At 69.7% G+C, this 17980-nt stretch carries 14 protein-coding genes; 12 read left to right on the forward strand and 2 right to left on the reverse strand.

What is annotated here, in order from left to right; genetic code table 11:
• The first annotated feature begins 180 nt into the window (after window positions 1–180).
• The 9 genes from IAE41_RS18510 to IAE41_RS18550 are packed head-to-tail and all read left to right on the forward strand — an operon-like array spanning window position 181 to window position 12527.
• A complete protein-coding gene (locus tag IAE41_RS18510) occupies window positions 181–1812 on the forward strand; it encodes a TldD/PmbA family protein (protein WP_200734108.1) in 1632 nt (543 codons plus the stop codon).
• A 31-nt stretch (window positions 1813–1843) separates the two neighbouring features.
• Window positions 1844–3478 (forward strand): TldD/PmbA family protein, encoded by a 1635-nt coding sequence (locus IAE41_RS18515; protein ID WP_079224631.1) that lies wholly within the window; start codon window positions 1844–1846, stop codon window positions 3476–3478.
• A 21-nt stretch (window positions 3479–3499) separates the two neighbouring features.
• On the forward strand, window positions 3500–4834 hold the full coding sequence (locus IAE41_RS18520; RefSeq protein ID WP_108745645.1) for a TldD/PmbA family protein: 1335 nt from the start codon (window positions 3500–3502) through the stop codon (window positions 4832–4834).
• Complete coding sequence (locus tag IAE41_RS18525; protein ID WP_200734109.1) at window positions 4834–5541, forward strand: DUF4159 domain-containing protein; 708 nt, start codon at window positions 4834–4836, stop codon at window positions 5539–5541. The genes IAE41_RS18520 and IAE41_RS18525 overlap by 1 nt, the downstream gene beginning before the upstream one ends.
• 16 nt (window positions 5542–5557) lie before the next feature.
• Window positions 5558–6541: a MoxR family ATPase gene (locus tag IAE41_RS18530; protein ID WP_200734110.1), complete on the forward strand. Its 984-nt coding sequence runs from the start codon at window positions 5558–5560 to the stop codon at window positions 6539–6541.
• 7 nt (window positions 6542–6548) lie between these two features.
• Window positions 6549–7445 (forward strand): DUF58 domain-containing protein, encoded by an 897-nt coding sequence (locus IAE41_RS18535; protein WP_200734111.1) that lies wholly within the window; start codon window positions 6549–6551, stop codon window positions 7443–7445.
• Window positions 7442–8560, forward strand: a complete 1119-nt coding sequence (locus IAE41_RS18540; protein WP_200734112.1) for a BatA domain-containing protein — start codon at window positions 7442–7444, stop codon at window positions 8558–8560. The genes IAE41_RS18535 and IAE41_RS18540 overlap by 4 nt, the downstream gene beginning before the upstream one ends.
• Window positions 8557–10722, forward strand: a complete 2166-nt coding sequence (locus IAE41_RS18545; RefSeq protein WP_200734113.1) for a hypothetical protein — start codon at window positions 8557–8559, stop codon at window positions 10720–10722. The genes IAE41_RS18540 and IAE41_RS18545 overlap by 4 nt, the downstream gene beginning before the upstream one ends.
• On the forward strand, window positions 10719–12527 hold the full coding sequence (locus IAE41_RS18550; RefSeq protein WP_200734114.1) for a hypothetical protein: 1809 nt from the start codon (window positions 10719–10721) through the stop codon (window positions 12525–12527). Before IAE41_RS18545 ends, IAE41_RS18550 begins: the two co-directional genes overlap by 4 nt.
• A 94-nt stretch (window positions 12528–12621) precedes the next feature.
• On the opposite strand, the gene IAE41_RS18555 is transcribed toward IAE41_RS18550, so the two are convergent.
• Window positions 12622–13296, reverse strand: coding sequence for a hypothetical protein (locus IAE41_RS18555; RefSeq protein WP_200734115.1), 675 nt, complete (start codon window positions 13294–13296; stop codon window positions 12622–12624).
• A gap of 37 nt (window positions 13297–13333) precedes the next feature.
• Window positions 13334–13816, reverse strand: a complete 483-nt coding sequence (locus IAE41_RS18560; RefSeq protein WP_200734116.1) for a hypothetical protein — start codon at window positions 13814–13816, stop codon at window positions 13334–13336.
• Between the two features lie 197 nt (window positions 13817–14013).
• Here IAE41_RS18560 and IAE41_RS18565 point away from each other — a divergent pair, with 197 nt between their 5' ends.
• The 3 genes from IAE41_RS18565 (at window position 14014) to IAE41_RS18575 (ending at window position 17930) form a co-directional block, all read left to right on the forward strand.
• Window positions 14014–16503 (forward strand): DEAD/DEAH box helicase, encoded by a 2490-nt coding sequence (locus IAE41_RS18565; protein ID WP_200734117.1) that lies wholly within the window; start codon window positions 14014–14016, stop codon window positions 16501–16503.
• Window positions 16500–17522, forward strand: a complete 1023-nt coding sequence (locus IAE41_RS18570) for a ribonuclease H-like domain-containing protein (protein WP_200734118.1) — start codon at window positions 16500–16502, stop codon at window positions 17520–17522. The genes IAE41_RS18565 and IAE41_RS18570 overlap by 4 nt, the downstream gene beginning before the upstream one ends.
• 84 nt (window positions 17523–17606) lie before the next feature.
• Window positions 17607–17930, forward strand: a complete 324-nt coding sequence (locus IAE41_RS18575) for an I78 family peptidase inhibitor (protein WP_079224609.1) — start codon at window positions 17607–17609, stop codon at window positions 17928–17930.
• The last annotated feature ends 50 nt before the right edge of the window (window positions 17931–17980 follow it).

The following is a 17980-nucleotide window of genomic DNA, read 5'->3' on the forward strand; positions in this document are numbered from 1 at the left end:
GTTGCCGGCCAGCGGCCGGCACTACCGCAGGTGCAGGGCTGCAAGCCCTGCCGAAACCCTCCCCTACCATGACTGCAGTCACTTGCCCGATTGCCCCGCGCTGGCGAAAGTCGAGCAGTTGACGTGATCGGAGCGGCCCTTTGCCCTCCGCACGGTCGTAAGAAGAGAGAGAGAGACGCTGTGCAACGACGTGAGTTCCTGGCTTATTCCGGTCTGGGCCTGGCGGGCCTGGTGCTGCCGCATTCGCGGCTGATCGCGGCCGAGCAGCTGCTTGCGCCCGTGGATACCGCGCAGCGCCGGCGGCTGGCCGAGGTCGCCCTCGCCGCCGCACGCACCGCCAAGGCCAGCTACTGCGACGTACGCATCGGCCGCTACCTCAACCAGTCGGTCATCACCCGCGAACACCAGGTCGGCAACGTGACCAACCGCGAGTCGTCCGGCGTGGGCGTGCGGGTTCTGGTCAACGGCGCCTGGGGCTTCGCCGCCACCCACCAGCAGACCGAGGCGGGCGTGCGCGGCGCGGTCGAGCAGGCCACGGCCATCGCCCGCGCCAATGCCGGCATCCAGACCCGGCCGGTGCAGCTGGCGCCGACGCCACCGGTCGGCGAGGTGCGCTGGCAGACACCGGTACGCAAAAATGCCATGGAAGTGCCGATCCAGGACAAGATCGAACTGCTGCTGGCGCTCAACAGCGCCGCGCTCGATGCCGGCGCCGACTTCATCAATTCCACCCTGTTCCTGGTCAACGAACAGAAGTACTTCGCCTCCAGCGACGGCTCCTTCATCGACCAGGACATCCACCGCATCTGGCTGCCGTTCACCGCCACCGCCATCGACAAGGCCAGCGGCAAGTTCCGCACCCGCGCGGGCCTGTCCTCGCCGATGGGCATGGGCTATGAGTTCCTCGACGGCGATGCGCGCGGCAAGGTGCAGCTGCCCGGCGGCATCACCGCCTACCGCGATTCCTATGATCCGGTGGAGGACGCCATCGCCGCCGCCCGCCATGCGCGCGAGAAACTGAAGGCGCCCTCGGTGAAGCCCGGCAAGTACGACCTGGTGCTGGACCCGTCCAACCTGTTCCTGACCATCCACGAGAACGTCGGCCACCCGCTGGAGCTGGACCGCGTGCTGGGCTACGAAGCCAACTACGCCGGGACCAGCTTCGCCACGCTGGACAAGCGCGATGCCGGTTTCCGCTGGGGCAGCGACCTCGTCACCTTCTTCGCCGACAAGACCCAGCCGGGCAGCCTCGGTGCGGTCGGCTACGACGATGAAGGGGTGAAGACACAGCGCTGGGATCTGGTGCGCGATGGCGTGCTGGTCGATTACCAGGCGACCCGCGATGAGGCCCACATCCTTGGCCGCGACGCCTCGCATGGCTGCAGCTATGCCGATTCCTGGTCCAGCGTGCAGTTCCAACGCATGGCCAATGTCTCGCTGGCGCCGGGCAAGGCGCCGCTGAGCGTGGACGACATGATCAAGGACGTGGAGAACGGCATCTGGATCCACGGCCGCGGTTCCTATTCCATCGACCAGCAGCGCTACAACGCGCAGTTCGGCGGCCAGCTGTACTACCAGATCAAGGACGGGAAGATCGCCGGCATGGTCGAGGACGCGGCCTACCAGATCCGCACGCCGGAGTTCTGGAACGCCTGCACCGCGATCTGCGACCAGCGCGATTTCCGCCTCGGCGGTTCCTTCTTCGACGGCAAGGGCCAGCCCGCGCAGGTATCGGCGGTCTCGCACGGGTCGTCCACCACCCGCTTCAACGGCATCAACATCATCAACACCGCGCGCAGTCTCGGCGCCTGAGTCGTCCCATCCTTCGACGTGGAGAGCTGCCTTGCAGAGACGTGACTTCCTCGCCCTTACCGGGCTTACCGCGGGCGGCCTGATCGTGCCGTCGTTCTTCGGCAAGGCCATCGCCGCCGAGCAGCTGCAGTCCAGCCTGGACCTGGGGCTGAAGAAGCGCCTGGCCGACGCCGCGCTGCAGGCCGCTCGCAGCGCCGGTGCCACCTACTGCGATGTGCGCATCGGCCGCTACCTGCGGCAGTTCGTCATCACCCGCGAGGACAAGGTGCAGAACGTGGTGAACACCGAGTCCACCGGCGTCGGCATCCGCGTGATCGTCAACGGCGCCTGGGGCTTTGCTGCCACCAATGCGCTGGGCACCGCCGACGTGGCCCGTGCCGCGCAGCAGGCCGCTGCCATCGCCAAGGCCAACGCCGGCGTGCAGACCGCACCGGTGCAGCTGGCCAAGGCGCCGGGCGTGGGCGAAGTGAGCTGGCGCACGCCGATCCGCAAGAACGCCATGGACGTGCCGATCAAGGAAAAGGTCGACCTGCTGCTGGACGTCAACGCCGCCGCGATGGGCGCCGGTGCCAGCTTCGTCAATTCGATGCTGTTCCTGGTCAACGAGCAGAAGTACTTCGCCTCCACCGATGGCTCCTACATCGACCAGGACGTGCACCGCATCTGGGCGCCGATGACGGTCACCGCCATCGACAAGGCCAGCGGCAAGTTCCGCACCCGTGAAGGGCTGTCCGCACCGATGGGCCTGGGCTATGAGTACCTGGATGGCGCCGCCGCCGGCAAGGTGCTCACCCCCAATGGCGTGGTGAACTACGGCTCGTCCTACGACATGAAGGAAGATGCCATCGCTGCGGCGAAGCAGGCACAGGAGAAGCTGAAGGCACCGTCGGTGAAGCCGGGCAAGTACGACCTGGTCCTAGATCCGTCGCACACCTGGCTGACCATCCACGAATCGATCGGCCACCCGCTGGAACTGGACCGCGTGCTCGGCTACGAAGCCAACTACGCCGGCACCAGCTTCGCCACGCTGGACAAGCGCGAGCAGCACTTCCAGTACGGCAGCGAGCACGTCAACATTTTCGCCGACAAGACCCAGCCGGGCAGCCTCGGCGCGGTCGCGTACGACGATGAAGGCGTCAAGTGCAAGCGCTGGGACCTGATCAGCAACGGCAAGCTGGTGGATTACCAGACCATCCGCGACCAGGCCCACATCCTCGGCAAGACCGAGTCCGATGGCTGCTGCTACGCCGATTCCTGGTCCAGCGTGCAGTTCCAGCGCATGGCCAACGTATCGATGGCGCCGGGCAAGACCCCGCTCAGCGTTCCGGACATGATCAAGGACGTCGAGAACGGCATCTACATCATCGGCGACGGTTCGTTCTCCATCGACCAGCAGCGCTACAACGCGCAGTTCGGTGGCCAGCTGTTCTACGAGATCAAGAACGGCCAGATCACCCGCATGCTGGAGGACGTGGCCTACCAGATCCGCACGCCGGAGTTCTGGAACGCCTGCACCGCCGTGGCCGACGAACGCGACTACCGCCTGGGCGGTTCGTTCTTCGACGGCAAGGGCCAGCCGGGCCAGGTCTCGGCGGTCTCGCACGGTTCGTCCACCGCGCGCTTCAACGGCATCAACGTCATCAACACCGCACGCAGCCTCGGCTGACCGGTCAGGAGCCCTTACACCATGAGTATCTTCACCGAAGCCCAGGCCAAGGCCATCCTCGACAAGGTCATCGCCCTGTCCAAGGCCGATGAGTGCACCGCCGTGCTGGCCGGTTCCATCAGCGGCAACATCCGTTTCGCGCTGAACAACGTCTCCACCAGCGGCATCGTCGACAACACCGAGCTGGCCGTCACCGTGGCCTTCGGCAAGCGCGTGGGCACCGCCTCGATCAACGAGTTCGACGATGCCGCGCTGGAACGCGTGGTACGCCGCGCCGAGGACCTGGCCCGCCTGGCCCCGGAGAATCCGGAGTTCATGCCCGCCATCGGCAAGCAGAGCTACCGTCCCAGCCCGACCTTCAGCGAATCCACCGCCGCGATTGATCCGGCGTTCCGCGCCAAGGTCGCCGCCGATTCCATTGCGCCGTGCCGGGGCAACGGCCTGATCGCTGCTGGTTTCCTCGAAGATGGCCAGGGGTTCCAGGCCACCGCCAACAGCAACGGCAACTTCGCCTACCAGCGCACCACCAGCTTCGACTACACCTGCACCGTGCGTACCGAAGATGGCCGCGGTTCGGGCTGGGTCGGCCGCAACCTGAAGGATGCGGCGGACTTCAAGGCCGACCAGGACATCCGCATCGCCATGCGCAAGGCCACCGAATCGGCCGAAGCCAAAGCGCTGGAACCGGGCAAGTACACGGTGATCCTGGAGCCGGCGGCGGCCGCAGGCCTGATCAGCTTCATGATGAACTTCTTCAGCGCACGCTCGGCCGATGAAGGCCGCAGCTTCTTGTCGAAGAAGGGGGGCGGCAACAAGCTGGGCGAGCAGGTCTACGACCCGCGCGTGAGCATGTATGCCGACCCGTGGCATGCCGAGGCACCGGTGCTGCCGTGGGATGGCGAAGGCATGCCGCGCGAGCGCATGGCCATCATCGAGAACGGAAAGATCGCCAACCTGGACTACTCGCGCTTCTGGGCGCAGAAGCAGGGCAAGACCGCCAAGGCCACGCCGGGCAACCTGCTGATGAGCGGCGGCGACAAGAGCACGGCCGACCTGGTGCGCGGCACCCAGAAGGGCATCCTGGTCACCCGCACCTGGTACATCCGCATGGTCGACCCGCAGACCGTGCTGCTGACCGGCCTCACCCGCGATGGCACCTTCTACATCGAGAACGGCCAGATCAAGCACCCGGTGAAGAACTTCCGCTTCAACGAATCGCCGGTGATCATGCTCAACAACATCGAGGAACTGGGCCGGCCGGTGCGCGTGGCCGGTGATGAATCCAGCTTCGTGATGATGATCCCGCCGATGAAGCTGCGCGATTTCACCTTCACCTCGCTGTCCGACGCGGTCTGATGGATCGCCGGGCCTGCCTGCGCTGGCTGGCCGCTGCCGCTTCGGCGGCGGCGCTGCCCGCTTTCGCGCAGGCAGGCCCGCGCAGTTCGCGCTACGACTTCTGGTTCACCCGCCTGCAGTACGACTCCGGCGATTGGGACGTGGATGCGCGCATGCCGTCCAACCTGATCACCTCGCTGATCGACTACACCTCGCTGCGCGTGGACCCGCAGGAACACGTGGTGGCCCTGGCCGACCCGCGCATGCTGGAAGCGCCGTTCTGCTACCTGGCCGGGCACACGCTGGTGGAGTTCAATGCCGCCGAGCGGCAGAACTTCGTGCGTTACGTACGCAACGGCGGCTTCGTCTTCGTCGATGACTGCAACCACGACATCGACGGCCTGTTCGCCACCTCGTTCGAGGCGCAGATGGGCCGCCTGTTCGGGCCGAAAGCCCTGCAGAAGCTGCCCAACACCCATGCGCTGTACCGCAGCTTCTTCCGCTTTCCCGATGGCCCGCCCGCCACCGGCTTCGAGCTCAACGGCTGGGGCGACGACCTGGTGCACGACTACCTGAAGGGCATCGATGTCGATGGCCGCCTGGGCCTGCTCTACAGCAACAAGGACTACGGCTGCGAGTGGGACTACGACTGGCGCAACAAGCGTTTCCTTGCCGAAGACAACACCCGTTTCGGCGTCAACATCGTGATGTACGCGCTGAACAACTGACAGGACCTGCACGACCATGACCACCCCCGACCTCGATTCCCTGCTGCCGCGCCTGGATGAGCTGCGCGCGGCGCTCGCGCATGCGGTGGTCGGCCAGCACACGGTGGTCGAGCAGCTGCTGATCGGCCTGCTGGCCGGCGGCCACTGCCTGCTGGAAGGTGCGCCTGGCCTGGGCAAGACCCTGCTGGTGCGCTCGCTCGGGCAGGCGCTGGAGCTGCAGTTCCGGCGCGTGCAGTTCACTCCCGACCTGATGCCCAGCGACATCCTCGGCACCGAGCTGCTGGAAGAAGAGCACGGCACCGGCCATCGCCACTTCCGCTTCCAGCAGGGCCCGATCTTCACGAACCTGCTGCTGGCCGACGAACTGAACCGCACCCCGCCCAAGACCCAGGCCGCACTGCTGGAAGCGATGCAGGAACGCACGGTCAGCCACGCAGGCACCACGCGCGAACTGCCCGCGCCGTTCTTCGTGCTGGCCACGCAGAACCCGATCGAACAGGCCGGTACCTACCCGCTGCCGGAAGCGCAGCTGGACCGTTTCCTGCTGCACGTGCTGGTGGATTACCCGAGCGAAGACGAAGAGCGCCGCATCATCGAGCAGACCACGGGCGGCGCCACCGATGCCGTACCGAAAGTGATGGACGCCGAAGCGGTGATCGCGCTGCAGGCCGCCGTGCGCCAGGTGCATGTCAGCCCCGATGTGCTGGCCTGGATCACCCGCCTGGTGCGCGCCAGCCGTCCCGGCGACGGCGCACCGGCCGCCATCAACCAGTGGGTGAAGTGGGGCGCTGGCCCGCGCGCCGGGCAGTCGCTGGTGCTCGCGGCGAAGGCACGCGCGTTGCTGCAGGGCCGCTTCGCCGCCACCCGCGAGGATGTGCAGGCACTGGCTGCACCGGTGATGCGCCATCGCCTGCTGCTGTCCTTCGCCGCCGAAGCCGAACAGAAGCGGGCCGACGACGTGGTCGCCGCCCTGCTGCAGGCCGTGCCGTTCCCGGGTTGAAGCACACGTGAGCACCGGCACGCCGCTGACCCTGCCACCGGAACTGCGCGCGCGCCTGCGCACGCTGCGGCTGCGGCCGCGCCTGGCCAGTGGCGCAGGCGGCATCGGCCAGCACGCCAGCCGCAGCCGCGGTGCCGGCCTGGAGTTCGCGCAGTACCGCGCTTACGAGCCGGGTGACGAACTACGCCAGATCGACTGGAAGCTGTACGCCCGCTCGGACCGCTTCTTCGTGCGCGAATCCGAACGCGAGAGCCCGATCACCGTCTGGCTGCTGCTGGACGCCACCGCCTCGGCCGGCCAGGCCGACCGCGCGGCGCCGCAGCGCACCCGCCTGGACCACATGCGCGGGCTCGCCGCCTGCGTGGTCGAACTGGCCCTGCAGCAGGGTGATCGTTTCGGCCTGCTGGCGGTCAACGGCGATGGCCTGCAACTGGTACCGGCCGGCAACGGCGCACGCCAGCGTGATCGTGTGCACCTGCAGCTGCATGCCCTGCAGGCGCGCGGTGGCTGGCCGGCGGCCGACCGCCTGCGCCCGCTGTGGGAGCGCGTTCGCCCCGGCGATCTGCTGCTGGCCATCGGCGATGGCTTTGATGAGGCCAGCATCGTGCTGCTGGAACAGCTGGCCAGCGCACGCCGCGAGGTGATGCTGCTGCAGGTGCTGGGCGCCGACGAGCGTGATTTCCCGTTCGATGCCGGCCACCGCTTCCGCGATCCGGAAACCGGCGAGGAACTGCTGGGCGATGGCGCCGCGATCCGCGCCGACTACCTGCTGCGCTTCGCTGCCGCACACAGCGCCCTGCAGTCGCGCCTGCAGGCCAGCGGCATCGCCAGCGCCACCGGTTGGCTCGACCAGCCGTTGGACCAGCCACTGCAGGTGGTGTTCGGCCGCGGGGGCGGCGCATGACGCTGCTGTTCCCGCTGGGCCTGGCGGCGCTGGCCGCATGGCTGCTGCCACTGCTGATCCACCTGGCCCGGCGCCATCCGTATACGCCGCTGGATTTCGCCGCACTGCGCTGGCTGCGCGCGCAGGTCCGCCCGCGCCAGCGCATCCGTTTCGATGATTGGCCGCTGCTGCTGGTACGCCTGCTGTTGCTGGCTGCACTGGCGCTGCTGCTGGCGCGCCCGGCGCTGACCGGCAGCGCACCGCCCCCCGGCGCGTGGACGGTGGTGGCCCCCGGCCTGGATGCCCGCGCACTGCGCGGCAGCAGCGAAGCAGGCCACTGGCACTGGCTGGCGCCCGGCTTCCCGTCCGTCGACCAGCCGGCGCCCGGCGTGGCTGCGCCGCTGGCCAGCCTGCTGCGCGAGCTGGACGCGCAGCTGCCCACCGGCACCGCACTGACCGTGCATGTGCCCGACCCGCTGCCGGGCCTGGATGGCGCACGCCTGCAGCTGTCGCGACCCGTGCAGTGGCAGGCGCACCCTGCGGCCCCCGCCAGCACACAGGCCACCGTGGCCCCGCCACGCCTGCGCGTGCATGCCGACGCACCGGCCAGCGCGCGGCAATGGATCAGCGCCCTGCAGCGTGCGTGGAGCATCCAGCCTGCACCCGCCGAGCTGCCTGCCGAGACGCTGCCCGCACGCGGCGAGATTGCGGTGTGGAGCGGTACCGGTGCATTGCCGCCTGCCTGGCAGGCCTGGCTGCGCGACGGCGGCAGCGTCCTCACCGCGGCCGCACCTGCGCAGGGCGCCAGCGTGCGCCTGCGCACCGCCGAGGGCGCGCCGCTGCTGTGGCAGCAGCGCGTCGGCCAGGGCCGCCTGCTGTCGCTGCCCGGCGAGTGGGACGCCACCCACAACGCCGCGCTGCGTGATGCACGTTTGCCGCAGTCCCTGTTGATGGCCCTGCAACCGCCGCCGCCCGCGCGCGTGGCCGATGCGCAGGACCAGGCACCGCAGCAGGCGGTCCTGCCCGCCAGCGCTGCTGCACCGCGTGAACCCATGCCTTGGCTGTTGATGGCCATCGTGCTGCTGTTCGCGCTGGAACGCGGGATGGCCAGCCGCAGCGCGCGGAGGCCGGCATGACCTCGCTGCAACGCACCTGGCAACGCGCACGACGCCGCCGCGCCAGCATCACCCTGCTGCTCGGGCTGCCGTGGGCAATGGCCGCCACCGCGCTGGCCCTGCGGCTGGCCGGCTTCGATGCCGCCTGCATGGTCGCCATGCTGGCCCTGCTTGCCTGCGCGGGCGTGGCAGTGGCGCGGGCGCGGCAGATGGACCCGCGCTGGCTGCAGCGCCAGCTCGATGGTAGCGGCCGCAGCGAGGACAGCGCCGATCTACTGTTCGCCGATGTCGCCCGCCTCAACCCGTTGCAGCAGCGCCAGCGCGCGCATGTGCTGGCCACGCTGGAACGCACGATGCCGGACCTGCGACCGCGCTGGCCGCGCGTCGCACTGGCGCTGTGCTGGGCCGGCGGCCTGGCCATCGCCCTGCTCGCACTGGGCTGGCCGCGCAGCACGGGCATGCCAGCAGGCAGCAGTGCCACGGCAACGGCGCCCACTGCGGCCGCCGGCCCGCTGCAGCTGCAATCAACCCGCCTGCAGATCGATGCACCGGCCTACACCGGGCCGGCCACGCGCACCCAGAACGCGCTGGATGCCAAGGTGGCCGCGGACAGCCGGCTGTCGTGGTCACTGCGGTTCGACCGTGCGCCCAGCAGCGCATGGCTGCAGTTCCACGATGGTCGCCGGCTGCCGCTGCGCGAGCACGATGGCCATTGGCAGGCGCAGGACGTGGCCCGCACGCCGGTGCTGTACCGCGTGGTGAGCGAGCCGGCGCTGGCCAGCACCCGCCTGTACCGGCTGGATGTGGTGGCCGACCGCGCGCCCAGCGTGCGCGTGCTGGAGCCGGCCGCCAGCCTGGTGCTGGGCACGCCCGGGCAGCGGCAATGGACGCTGCGCTTCGAAGCCAGCGATGACTACGGCGTGGCCGCGCAGGCAAAGCTGTCGATCACCACCACCCAGGGCAGCGGCGAGAACATCACCTTCGTCCAGCGCAGCGTCACCCTCACCGGCAGCGGCGAGCCCACCACGCGACGCTTCGCCCACACGCTCGACCTGGCAGCGCTGGGCGCGCAGCCCGGCAACGATGTGATCGCCCAGCTGGAAGTGCGCGACAACCACGCCCCCAGCGCGCAGACCGGGCGCAGCAGCAGCGTGATCCTGCGCCTGCCGACCACCGAAGTCGCGCTCGGTGCGGAGCTGGAAGGGCGTATCAAGAAGACCCTGCCGGCGTATTTCCGCAGCCAGCGGCAGATCATCATCGATGCCGAAGCGCTGATCCGCCAACGCCGCAGCCTGGCCGCCGATGACTTCATCAAGCGCAGCGATGCGATCGGCGTCGACCAGCGCATCCTGCGCCTGCGCTACGGCCAGTTTCTGGGCGAAGAAAGCGAGGGCGCGCCACAGCCGCCCCCGACCAGCGACCTGCCCACCAGCGATACGCCCGCAGCCGATTCGCACGAACATGACGACGAACATCAGCACGCGCAGGACGATGGCCATGATGCGCATGGCCACGACCACGGCGGCACCGGCGGCAATGCCGGCACGCCGCCGGTGTTCGGCAGCGCCACCGACGTGCTGTCCGAGTACGGCCACACCCACGACCACGCCGAGGCCGCCACCCTGCTCGACCCGCAGACCCGCGCCACGCTGAAGGCCGCGCTGGACCAGATGTGGTCGGCCGAAGGCGAGCTGCGCCAGGGCCGGCCCGAGCAGGCGCTGCCGTTCGCCCACAAGGCGCTGGGCTTCATCAAGCAGGTGCAGCAGGCCGAGCGCATCTACCTGGCCCGCGTCGGCCCCGAACTGCCGCCCATCGACGAAGGCCGCCGCCTCGGCGGCGACCGCACGGGACTGGCCAGCCGCGAGCTGCCGCTGGCCGCACGCACAGCGCCGGACCCGGCCATCGTCGAGGCCTGGCAGCAGCTGGGCGACGGTGACGGCACGCCCGACCTGGACGCTTTGGCCGGCTGGCAGCAGCGCCATGCCGCCTTCCTGCCCGACGCCCTCGACCTGGCCGCCGCCATTGAACAGCTGCGCATCGAGCCGGATTGCAGCGACTGCCGCCAGCGCCTGCGCGCGCAGCTGTGGCGCGCCCTGCAGCGTCCGTTGCCGCAGGTGATGCGGCGCACCGCCACCGATGCAATGGGCCAGCGCTACCTCGATGCGCTGGAGGCACAGCCATGAACGCCCCTGCATTGAACCTGTGGCTGGCCGTGGCCCTGGCGGCGATCGTCGTCATCGCCAGCGCGCTGCAGCTGCGCGCGCCCACCGCGCATCGCGGCCGCCGCGCGGCACGCCTGGCGCTGCAGGCCATCACCGCCGTGATGCTGTATTTCTGCCTGCAGCCGCCCAGCCAGCAGCGGCCTGCGGGCGGTCTGGTCGTGCTCACTGCCGACGCCGCCGCTGCCGGCGCATTGCCTGCCAGTGATGGCCCGCTGCTGCTGTTGCCGGAAGCGGCGGATGTGCCGGGCGGCCAGCGCGTACCTGATCTGGCCACAGCGCTGCGCCAGCACCCGGCCTCCACGCTGACCCTGGTCGGCGCCGGCCTGGCCGCGCGTGACCGCGACACCGTGCTGCCGGCGCACGTGCAGTGGCAGGCGCCGCCTGCGTCGCGCGGCTGGATTGCGCTGCAGCCGCCGGCCGACGCAGCGCCCGGTGCGCGCTTCGAGGTGCACGCGCAGGCGCACGGCATCAGCGCTGGCCGCGCCGAACTGCTGGACCCGGCCGACACCGTGGTTGATCGCGCGGACCTGGCCGCCGATGGCCGCGTGCAGCTCAGTGGCATCGCCCGCGCGCCCGGCCGCAGCGTGTTCCATCTACGCCTGCTCGACGCGCAGTCGCACGTGCTGGACAGCGTGCCGGTGCCGCAGCAGACGCTGGCGGCGGCACCGCTGCGCCTGCTGGTGCGTGCCAGCGCGCCCGGGCCGGAACTGAAGTACCTGCGCCGCTGGGCCACCGATGCCGGCCTGCGCGTGCAGGTGCAGGCCGACACCGGCGCGGGCCTCAGCGTGGGCGATGGCGCGGTGCCGCTGGATGCCGCCGCGCTGGCGCGCAGCGATCTGCTGCTGCTGGACGAACGCAGCCTGGCAGGTTTGAGCGCGGGCCAGCTGACTGCAGTGCGCCAGGCACTGCGCGATGGCCTTGGTGTGCTGGTGCGCAGCGCCGGTGCACCCTCGGCCAGCGCGCGCCAGCGCCTGCGCGATCTCGGTCTGCCGGTGCAGGGCGATGGCAGCAGCCACGTGGCTGATCTGCCCGCCGATGGTGAGAGCACGATGCTTGCCGCGCGGCGTGGCCCGCTGGGCTCGACCACCCTGCCCAGCGCCGACGGCGAATCGGCCGACCGCAGCTCGCACAGCGCCGCCCTGCCCACGCTGGAGGTGCTGGCACTACAGCCCACCGATGGCAGCACGCTGCTGCACGACCGCGCGGGCAAGGCACTCGGTGGCTGGCGCAGCGTCGGCAAGGGCCGCATCGGCCTGCTGCCGGTCACCGACAGCTGGCGCTGGGTGCTGGCCGGTCGCGATGATCGCCACGGCGAACTCTGGAGCGGTGTGGTCGCCACGCTGGCACGCGCGCAGGCCAGCGCGGATGCACTGTGGTCAGCGCAGGCGATTGCCTGGGCCGGAGAGCGGCAGGCCCTGTGCGGCGTGCAGGCGCCGCTGCAGGCGTTCGATGCGAAGGGCGCGGGCGTGCCGCTGGTGGTCGATGGCGCGACAGCGTCGCTGCGCTGCGCCGGCTGGTGGCCGCGTGCCGCAGGCTGGCAACGCCTGCAGCATGGCGAGGCGACCGTCTGGCGCTATGTGTTCGACGCGGATGAGGCAGCGCTGCTGCATCGGCAGGCGATGATCGATGCAACCACGCAGGCGCTGGCAACAGCCACGCCTGCGGGTGCTGCGGCGATGCAGCCGGTGCCGGGCCCACGCTGGCCGTGGTGGCTGGCGTTCGTGCTGTGCGTGTCGCTGCTGTGGTGGCTGGAGCGGCGGCGCTGAGCCCCACCCACAAGGCATCCACGCATGGCGTGGATCTACTGATCCCGGCGGGGTCGGATCCCTTTCGCACGCGAAAGGGCTCTGACCCCATCCCTCACCGCGCCCCGGTACGCCGGTACACGCCGTCGAACCGCACGTTCATGCCACCGCATTCGCTGTTGTCGGACACCACCAGCACGTCGCCCAGTACCTGGGCGTGCACCGTGCAGCTGTCCTCGACGAAATCCACCTGGCTGCCACGCGGCGTCGCCTGCGCTTCCACCTGGCCCATGTTCGGGCCATACGGCCGCTGTTCCGGCGTGGGGTTGGCCGAGGGCCAGTAGGCATCACCTTCGACATGCAGCTGGCCGCCACGCACCGAGATGCGCAGGCCGTTGTCGCCATCCTTCCAGTCACCGGCCCAGTCCTGCAGCGACGGCGTTGCCACCGGCAACAGCTGCAGCTTGCTGCGGTCGACCCAACCGGCGCTGCCGCCCACCTTGTTTGGATAGAACGCGCAGCGGTACGCGCCCAGGTCACGGCCGGTCACCACGGTATCGCCGCTCACCACGTAGCTGCGCTGGCGGCAGGCCGGTTCGCCCTTGGCCGGGCAGCCGTCCATGTCGCCCAGCAGGTACAGGCGCTGCGTGCCCACCACCCTGGCCAGCGCGAAACCAGACTGCGCGGACGGGAACAGGCCGTTGCGGCAGGAGCCACCGTCGGCCAGGTCGCTGGCCGCCGCAGCCAGCGGGCTCAGCGTGGCAAGCAGGAGAAGGGAACGCAGCAGCATCCAGGCAGCCTCGAAAGGAAAGGCGGCAGGATAGCGCCTACTTCCCGGCCGGGGGATCGCAGCCTTCCTGCTGCTCGCAGAACTGCTGTGCACGGCGCTGCTGCTCAGCGGTCAGTTCCGGCGGTGGCCGTGCAATGGCGGACTGGATCTGGTCCGGGCCACCGGTCAGCTTGTTCAGGCCTTTGCCAGCGGCAGTCAGGCCTTTCACCACGCCCATCATGATGTAGCCACCGCCCATGCTCACCTGTTCGGGCGACGGCGGCTCGCTCCAGTCGCGGCTGAAACGGTTGTCACCGAACTTCACCGGGTTCTTGAAGCGGTACAGATCCAGCGGCTCGTCATCTTCGGGCTTGATCGCGCGCACTTCGCCGAGGGTGGTGACATCGCCCTGCGGCGGCGCAGGCAACGGCGATTGCGCAGCGGGCTCGACCACCGGCGTGGCCTGCTGCGCCTGCGCCGTGGCGGCCAGCATCATGCCGGCCAGAAGTGCTCCCTGCAGTTCCCGTCGTGCCACAGCCATCGCCCTGCCTGTTGCGTGCAATCCTCGAGGATACGCATCACGGCTTCAGATTTCGTTGCCTGCGCTGCCGGCATTCAGCCAGCGGTGTCGTGCCGCCGCACTGAATGATTCACTGCATCCCGGCACGCGGTCTCACACCCTGAGACCCATCTGTGGTGCCATGTGACCCCTCGCAAACCGTCCCGGCTTCACCTTCCATGGCCTACGAACTCGCCAAGCGCACTGCCGACGCCGAGCAGAAGCTCGCCACCCGCGACGGCCTGCCCGCACGCGATGGCGCCCTGCTCAGTGCGCGCCTGCAGCGCCGCTACCACGACCGCATCACCGGCAGCTTCGCCATTCCCGGCCGCGAGGGCCGCTATGCGCCGCTGCCCGGTTCGGTGCCGCCGGCCCTGGCTGCAGCGCTGAAGGCACGCGGCATCGAGCAGCTCTACAGCCACCAGGCGGAAGCGTGGGAGGCCAGCCAGCGCGGCGAGCACGTGGCCATTGTCACCCCCACCGCCAGCGGCAAGTCGCTGTGCTACACCCTGCCGGTGGTCAGCGCGGCCATGCAGGACAAGGCCAAGGCGCTGTACCTGTTCCCGACCAAGGCGCTGGCCCAGGACCAGGTGGCCGAGCTGCTGGAGCTCAACCGCGCCGGCGACCTCGGCGTGAAGGCCTTCACCTTCGATGGCGACACGCCGGGCGATGCCCGCCAGGCCATCCGCCTGCACGGCGACATCGTGGTCTCCAACCCGGACATGCTGCACCAGGCCATCCTGCCCCACCACACCAAGTGGGCGCAGTTCTTCGAGAACCTGCGCTACATCGTCATCGACGAAGTGCACACCTACCGCGGCGTGTTCGGCAGCCACGTCACCAACGTGCTGCGCCGGCTCAAGCGCATCTGCGCGTTCTACGGCGTGCAACCGCAGTTCATCCTGTGCTCGGCCACCATCGGCAACCCGCAGGCGCATGCCGAAGCACTGATCGAGGCGCCGGTCACCGCCATCACCGAATCCGGCGCGCCCAGCGGGCCCAAGCAGGTGCTGCTGTGGAACCCGCCGGTGATCAACCCGGACCTGGGCCTGCGTGCCTCGGCGCGATCACAGAGCAACCGCATCGCCCGCATCGCGATCAAGTCCGGGCTGAAGACGCTGGTGTTCGCGCAGACCCGGCTGATGGTGGAAGTGCTGACCAAGTACCTGAAGGACATCTTCGACCACGATCCGCGCAAGCCGCCGCGCATCCGCGCCTACCGCGGCGGTTACCTGCCCACCGAACGCCGCGAGACCGAGCGTGCGATGCGCGCGGGCAACATCGACGGCATCGTCAGCACCTCGGCGCTGGAACTGGGCGTGGACATCGGCAGCCTGGACGTGGTGATCCTCAACGGCTACCCCGGCAGCGTGGCCGCCACCTGGCAGCGCTTCGGCCGCGCCGGTCGCCGCCAGCAGCCCGCGCTGGGGGTGATGGTGGCCAGCTCGCAGCCGCTGGACCAGTACGTGGTGCGGCATCCGGATTTCTTCGCCGAGGCCTCGCCCGAACACGCGCGCATCGCACCGGACCAGCCGCTGATCCTGTTCGACCACATCCGCTGCGCGGCCTTCGAACTGCCGTTCCGGGTGGGTGATGGCTTCGGCCCGATCGATCCGGAAGTGTTCCTGGAGGCGCTGGCCGAGACCGAAGTCATCCATCGCGAAGGCGAGCGCTGGGAATGGATCGCCGACAGCTATCCGGCCAACGCGGTCAGCCTGCGCGCGGTGGCCGATGGCAACTTCGTGGTGGTCGACCGCAGCGACGGCCGCCAGCAGATCATCGCCGAGGTCGACTATTCCGCGGCCGCGCTCACCTTGTACGAGGGCGCGATCCACATGGTGCAGTCCACCCCATACCAGGTGGAAACGCTGGACTGGGAAGGCCGCAAGGCCTACGTCACGCGTACCCACGTGGACTACTACACCGACAGCATCGACTTCACCAAGCTCAAGGTGCTGGACCGCTTCGACGGCGGGGTGGCCGGCCGTGGCGACTCGCACCATGGCGAAGTCCACGTCGTGCGCCGCGTGGCCGGCTACAAGAAGATCCGCTACTACACGCACGAGAACATCGGCTACGGCCCGGTGAACCTGCCCGACCAGGAACTGCATACCACTGCGGTGTGGTGGCAGCTGCCGCAGGCATTGCTGCTGCGCGCGTTCGCCAGCAAGCAGGATGCGCTGGATGGTTTCCTCGGTGCCGCCTACGCACTGCACATCGTCGCCACCGTGGCGGTGATGGCCGATGCGCGCGACCTGCAGAAATCGGTCGGCAACGGCGACGGTTCCTGGTTCGCGATCGCCGACCAGACCGGTCGCGGCCAGCTGCGCGGCGGCGAGGGTGATCCGGGCATCGTCGAGCTGCTGCAGGAGTTCGTGCCGACGGTGTACCTGTACGACAACTTCCCCGGCGGCGTCGGCCTCAGCGAGCCGTTGTGGCAGCGCCAGGCCGAGCTGGTGCAGCGCGCGCGCGAACTGGTGCAGCGCTGCGACTGCAAGGCCGGCTGCCCGGCCTGCGTCGGCCCCGTGCTGGCCGCGCAGGAAGAAGATGAAACCTCGCCGCGTGCGCTGGCGCTGCGCGTGCTCGACCTGTTTGACGCCGAAGCCTGCCAGCACGTACGCGACGTGGTGGTGACCCCGCGCGACCCGATGGAGCTGCTGGCACCGTGAGCCTGAGCCTGGACAAGCTGCGCCTGCTGCGGAAGCAGGCCGGCGACCCGAAGGCGAGCGCCCCGGCCGCGCCCGAGCCGCCGCCCACGGCATCTGCTCCGGTAGCCGCCAACGACGCGCGGCAGCCCGCCGCCGAGCGCTCGGTGTTCGCCTGGGTCGAGCAGGAGATCCGCCACAAGCCGACCGGCGCGGCAGCACCTGCAGCGGCACCGCCCGCACTGCGGCGGCCGGAGGTAGGCGGCCTGCATCGGCTGCTCGGCCTGCGCACGCGCGGTAGCGCCGCCCCGGTGCGCGCCAGCGCGCAGGACCGGCGACTGCCCGGCGAAGAAATCGCACCGGGCCTGTTCCTGATCGAGTCGCTGCAGCCGCAGGCGATTCCCTCGCAGCCACTGTCACTGGATTTCGCGCGCCGCGATGGCGAACACGTGGCCGCGCACGACCTGCTGTTCTTCGATACCGAAACCACCGGCCTGGCCGGTGGCACCGGCACCCGCGCCTTCATGATCGGCGCGGCCGACTGGCATGCCTGCCCGCAGCGCGGCGAGGGCCTGCGCATCCGCCAGCTGCTGATGTCCACCATGGCCGCTGAAGACGCGATGCTGGCCACTTTCGCCAGCTGGCTGCAGCCGTCCACCGTGTTCTGCAGCTACAACGGCCGCAGCTACGATGCGCCGCTGCTGAAGGCGCGTTACCGGCTGGCCCGGCAGCGCTGCCCTATCACCGCGCTGGATCACGTCGACCTGCTCTATCCCACCCGCCGCCGTTATCGCGGCAGCTGGGAGAACTGCAAGCTGTCCACCATCGAGCGCCAGCTGCTGCGCGTGGTGCGCGAGGATGACCTGCCCGGTTCGGAAGCACCCGCGGCGTGGCTGCGCTACCTGCGCGGCGGCGATGCAGTGAACCTGCGCCGCGTGGCCGACCACAACCACCAGGACGTGGTGACCCTGGCCCTGCTGCTGCAGCGTCTGATCCGCGAGGAACAGCGCGAGCGCGAGACGCTGGCGCTGGTGCAGCCCTGAGCGCGCGCGGGTTCAGGCGGCGTTGACACCACTGGCACGCGCAGCGGCGACACTGCCCGCTGTCCCTTCACCGGAGCCGTGCCCATGCGCCGTACAACCCTGTTGCTGCTGGCCAGCATCCTGCCGCTCGCGGCCTGCAGCCATGCCGGTGCCAACAGCACCGCCGACACCGGCACCCTGCCGGCCAAGGGCGCCGAAGGCCCGCACGAATGCCGTCCGGAGGCACTGGAGGCCTTCACCGGCAAGACGGCCGACGAGGCCACGATCAAGAAGCTGGTGGCCGACAGCGGCGCGCGCAACGCACGCGTGGTGAAGCCGGGCATGGCGGTGACGATGGATTTCCGCCAGGACCGGGTTACCGTGCGCGTGGACGAGCAGAACCGCATCGAGCGCGCCAGCTGCGGTTGATGTTGCCGGGGCGGGGGCGGGCCCCCCCCCCGCGCCCGCGGAGTGGGGGG

Source organism: Stenotrophomonas sp. S39, from assembly GCF_016624665.1.
Classification (GTDB): domain Bacteria; phylum Pseudomonadota; class Gammaproteobacteria; order Xanthomonadales; family Xanthomonadaceae; genus Stenotrophomonas.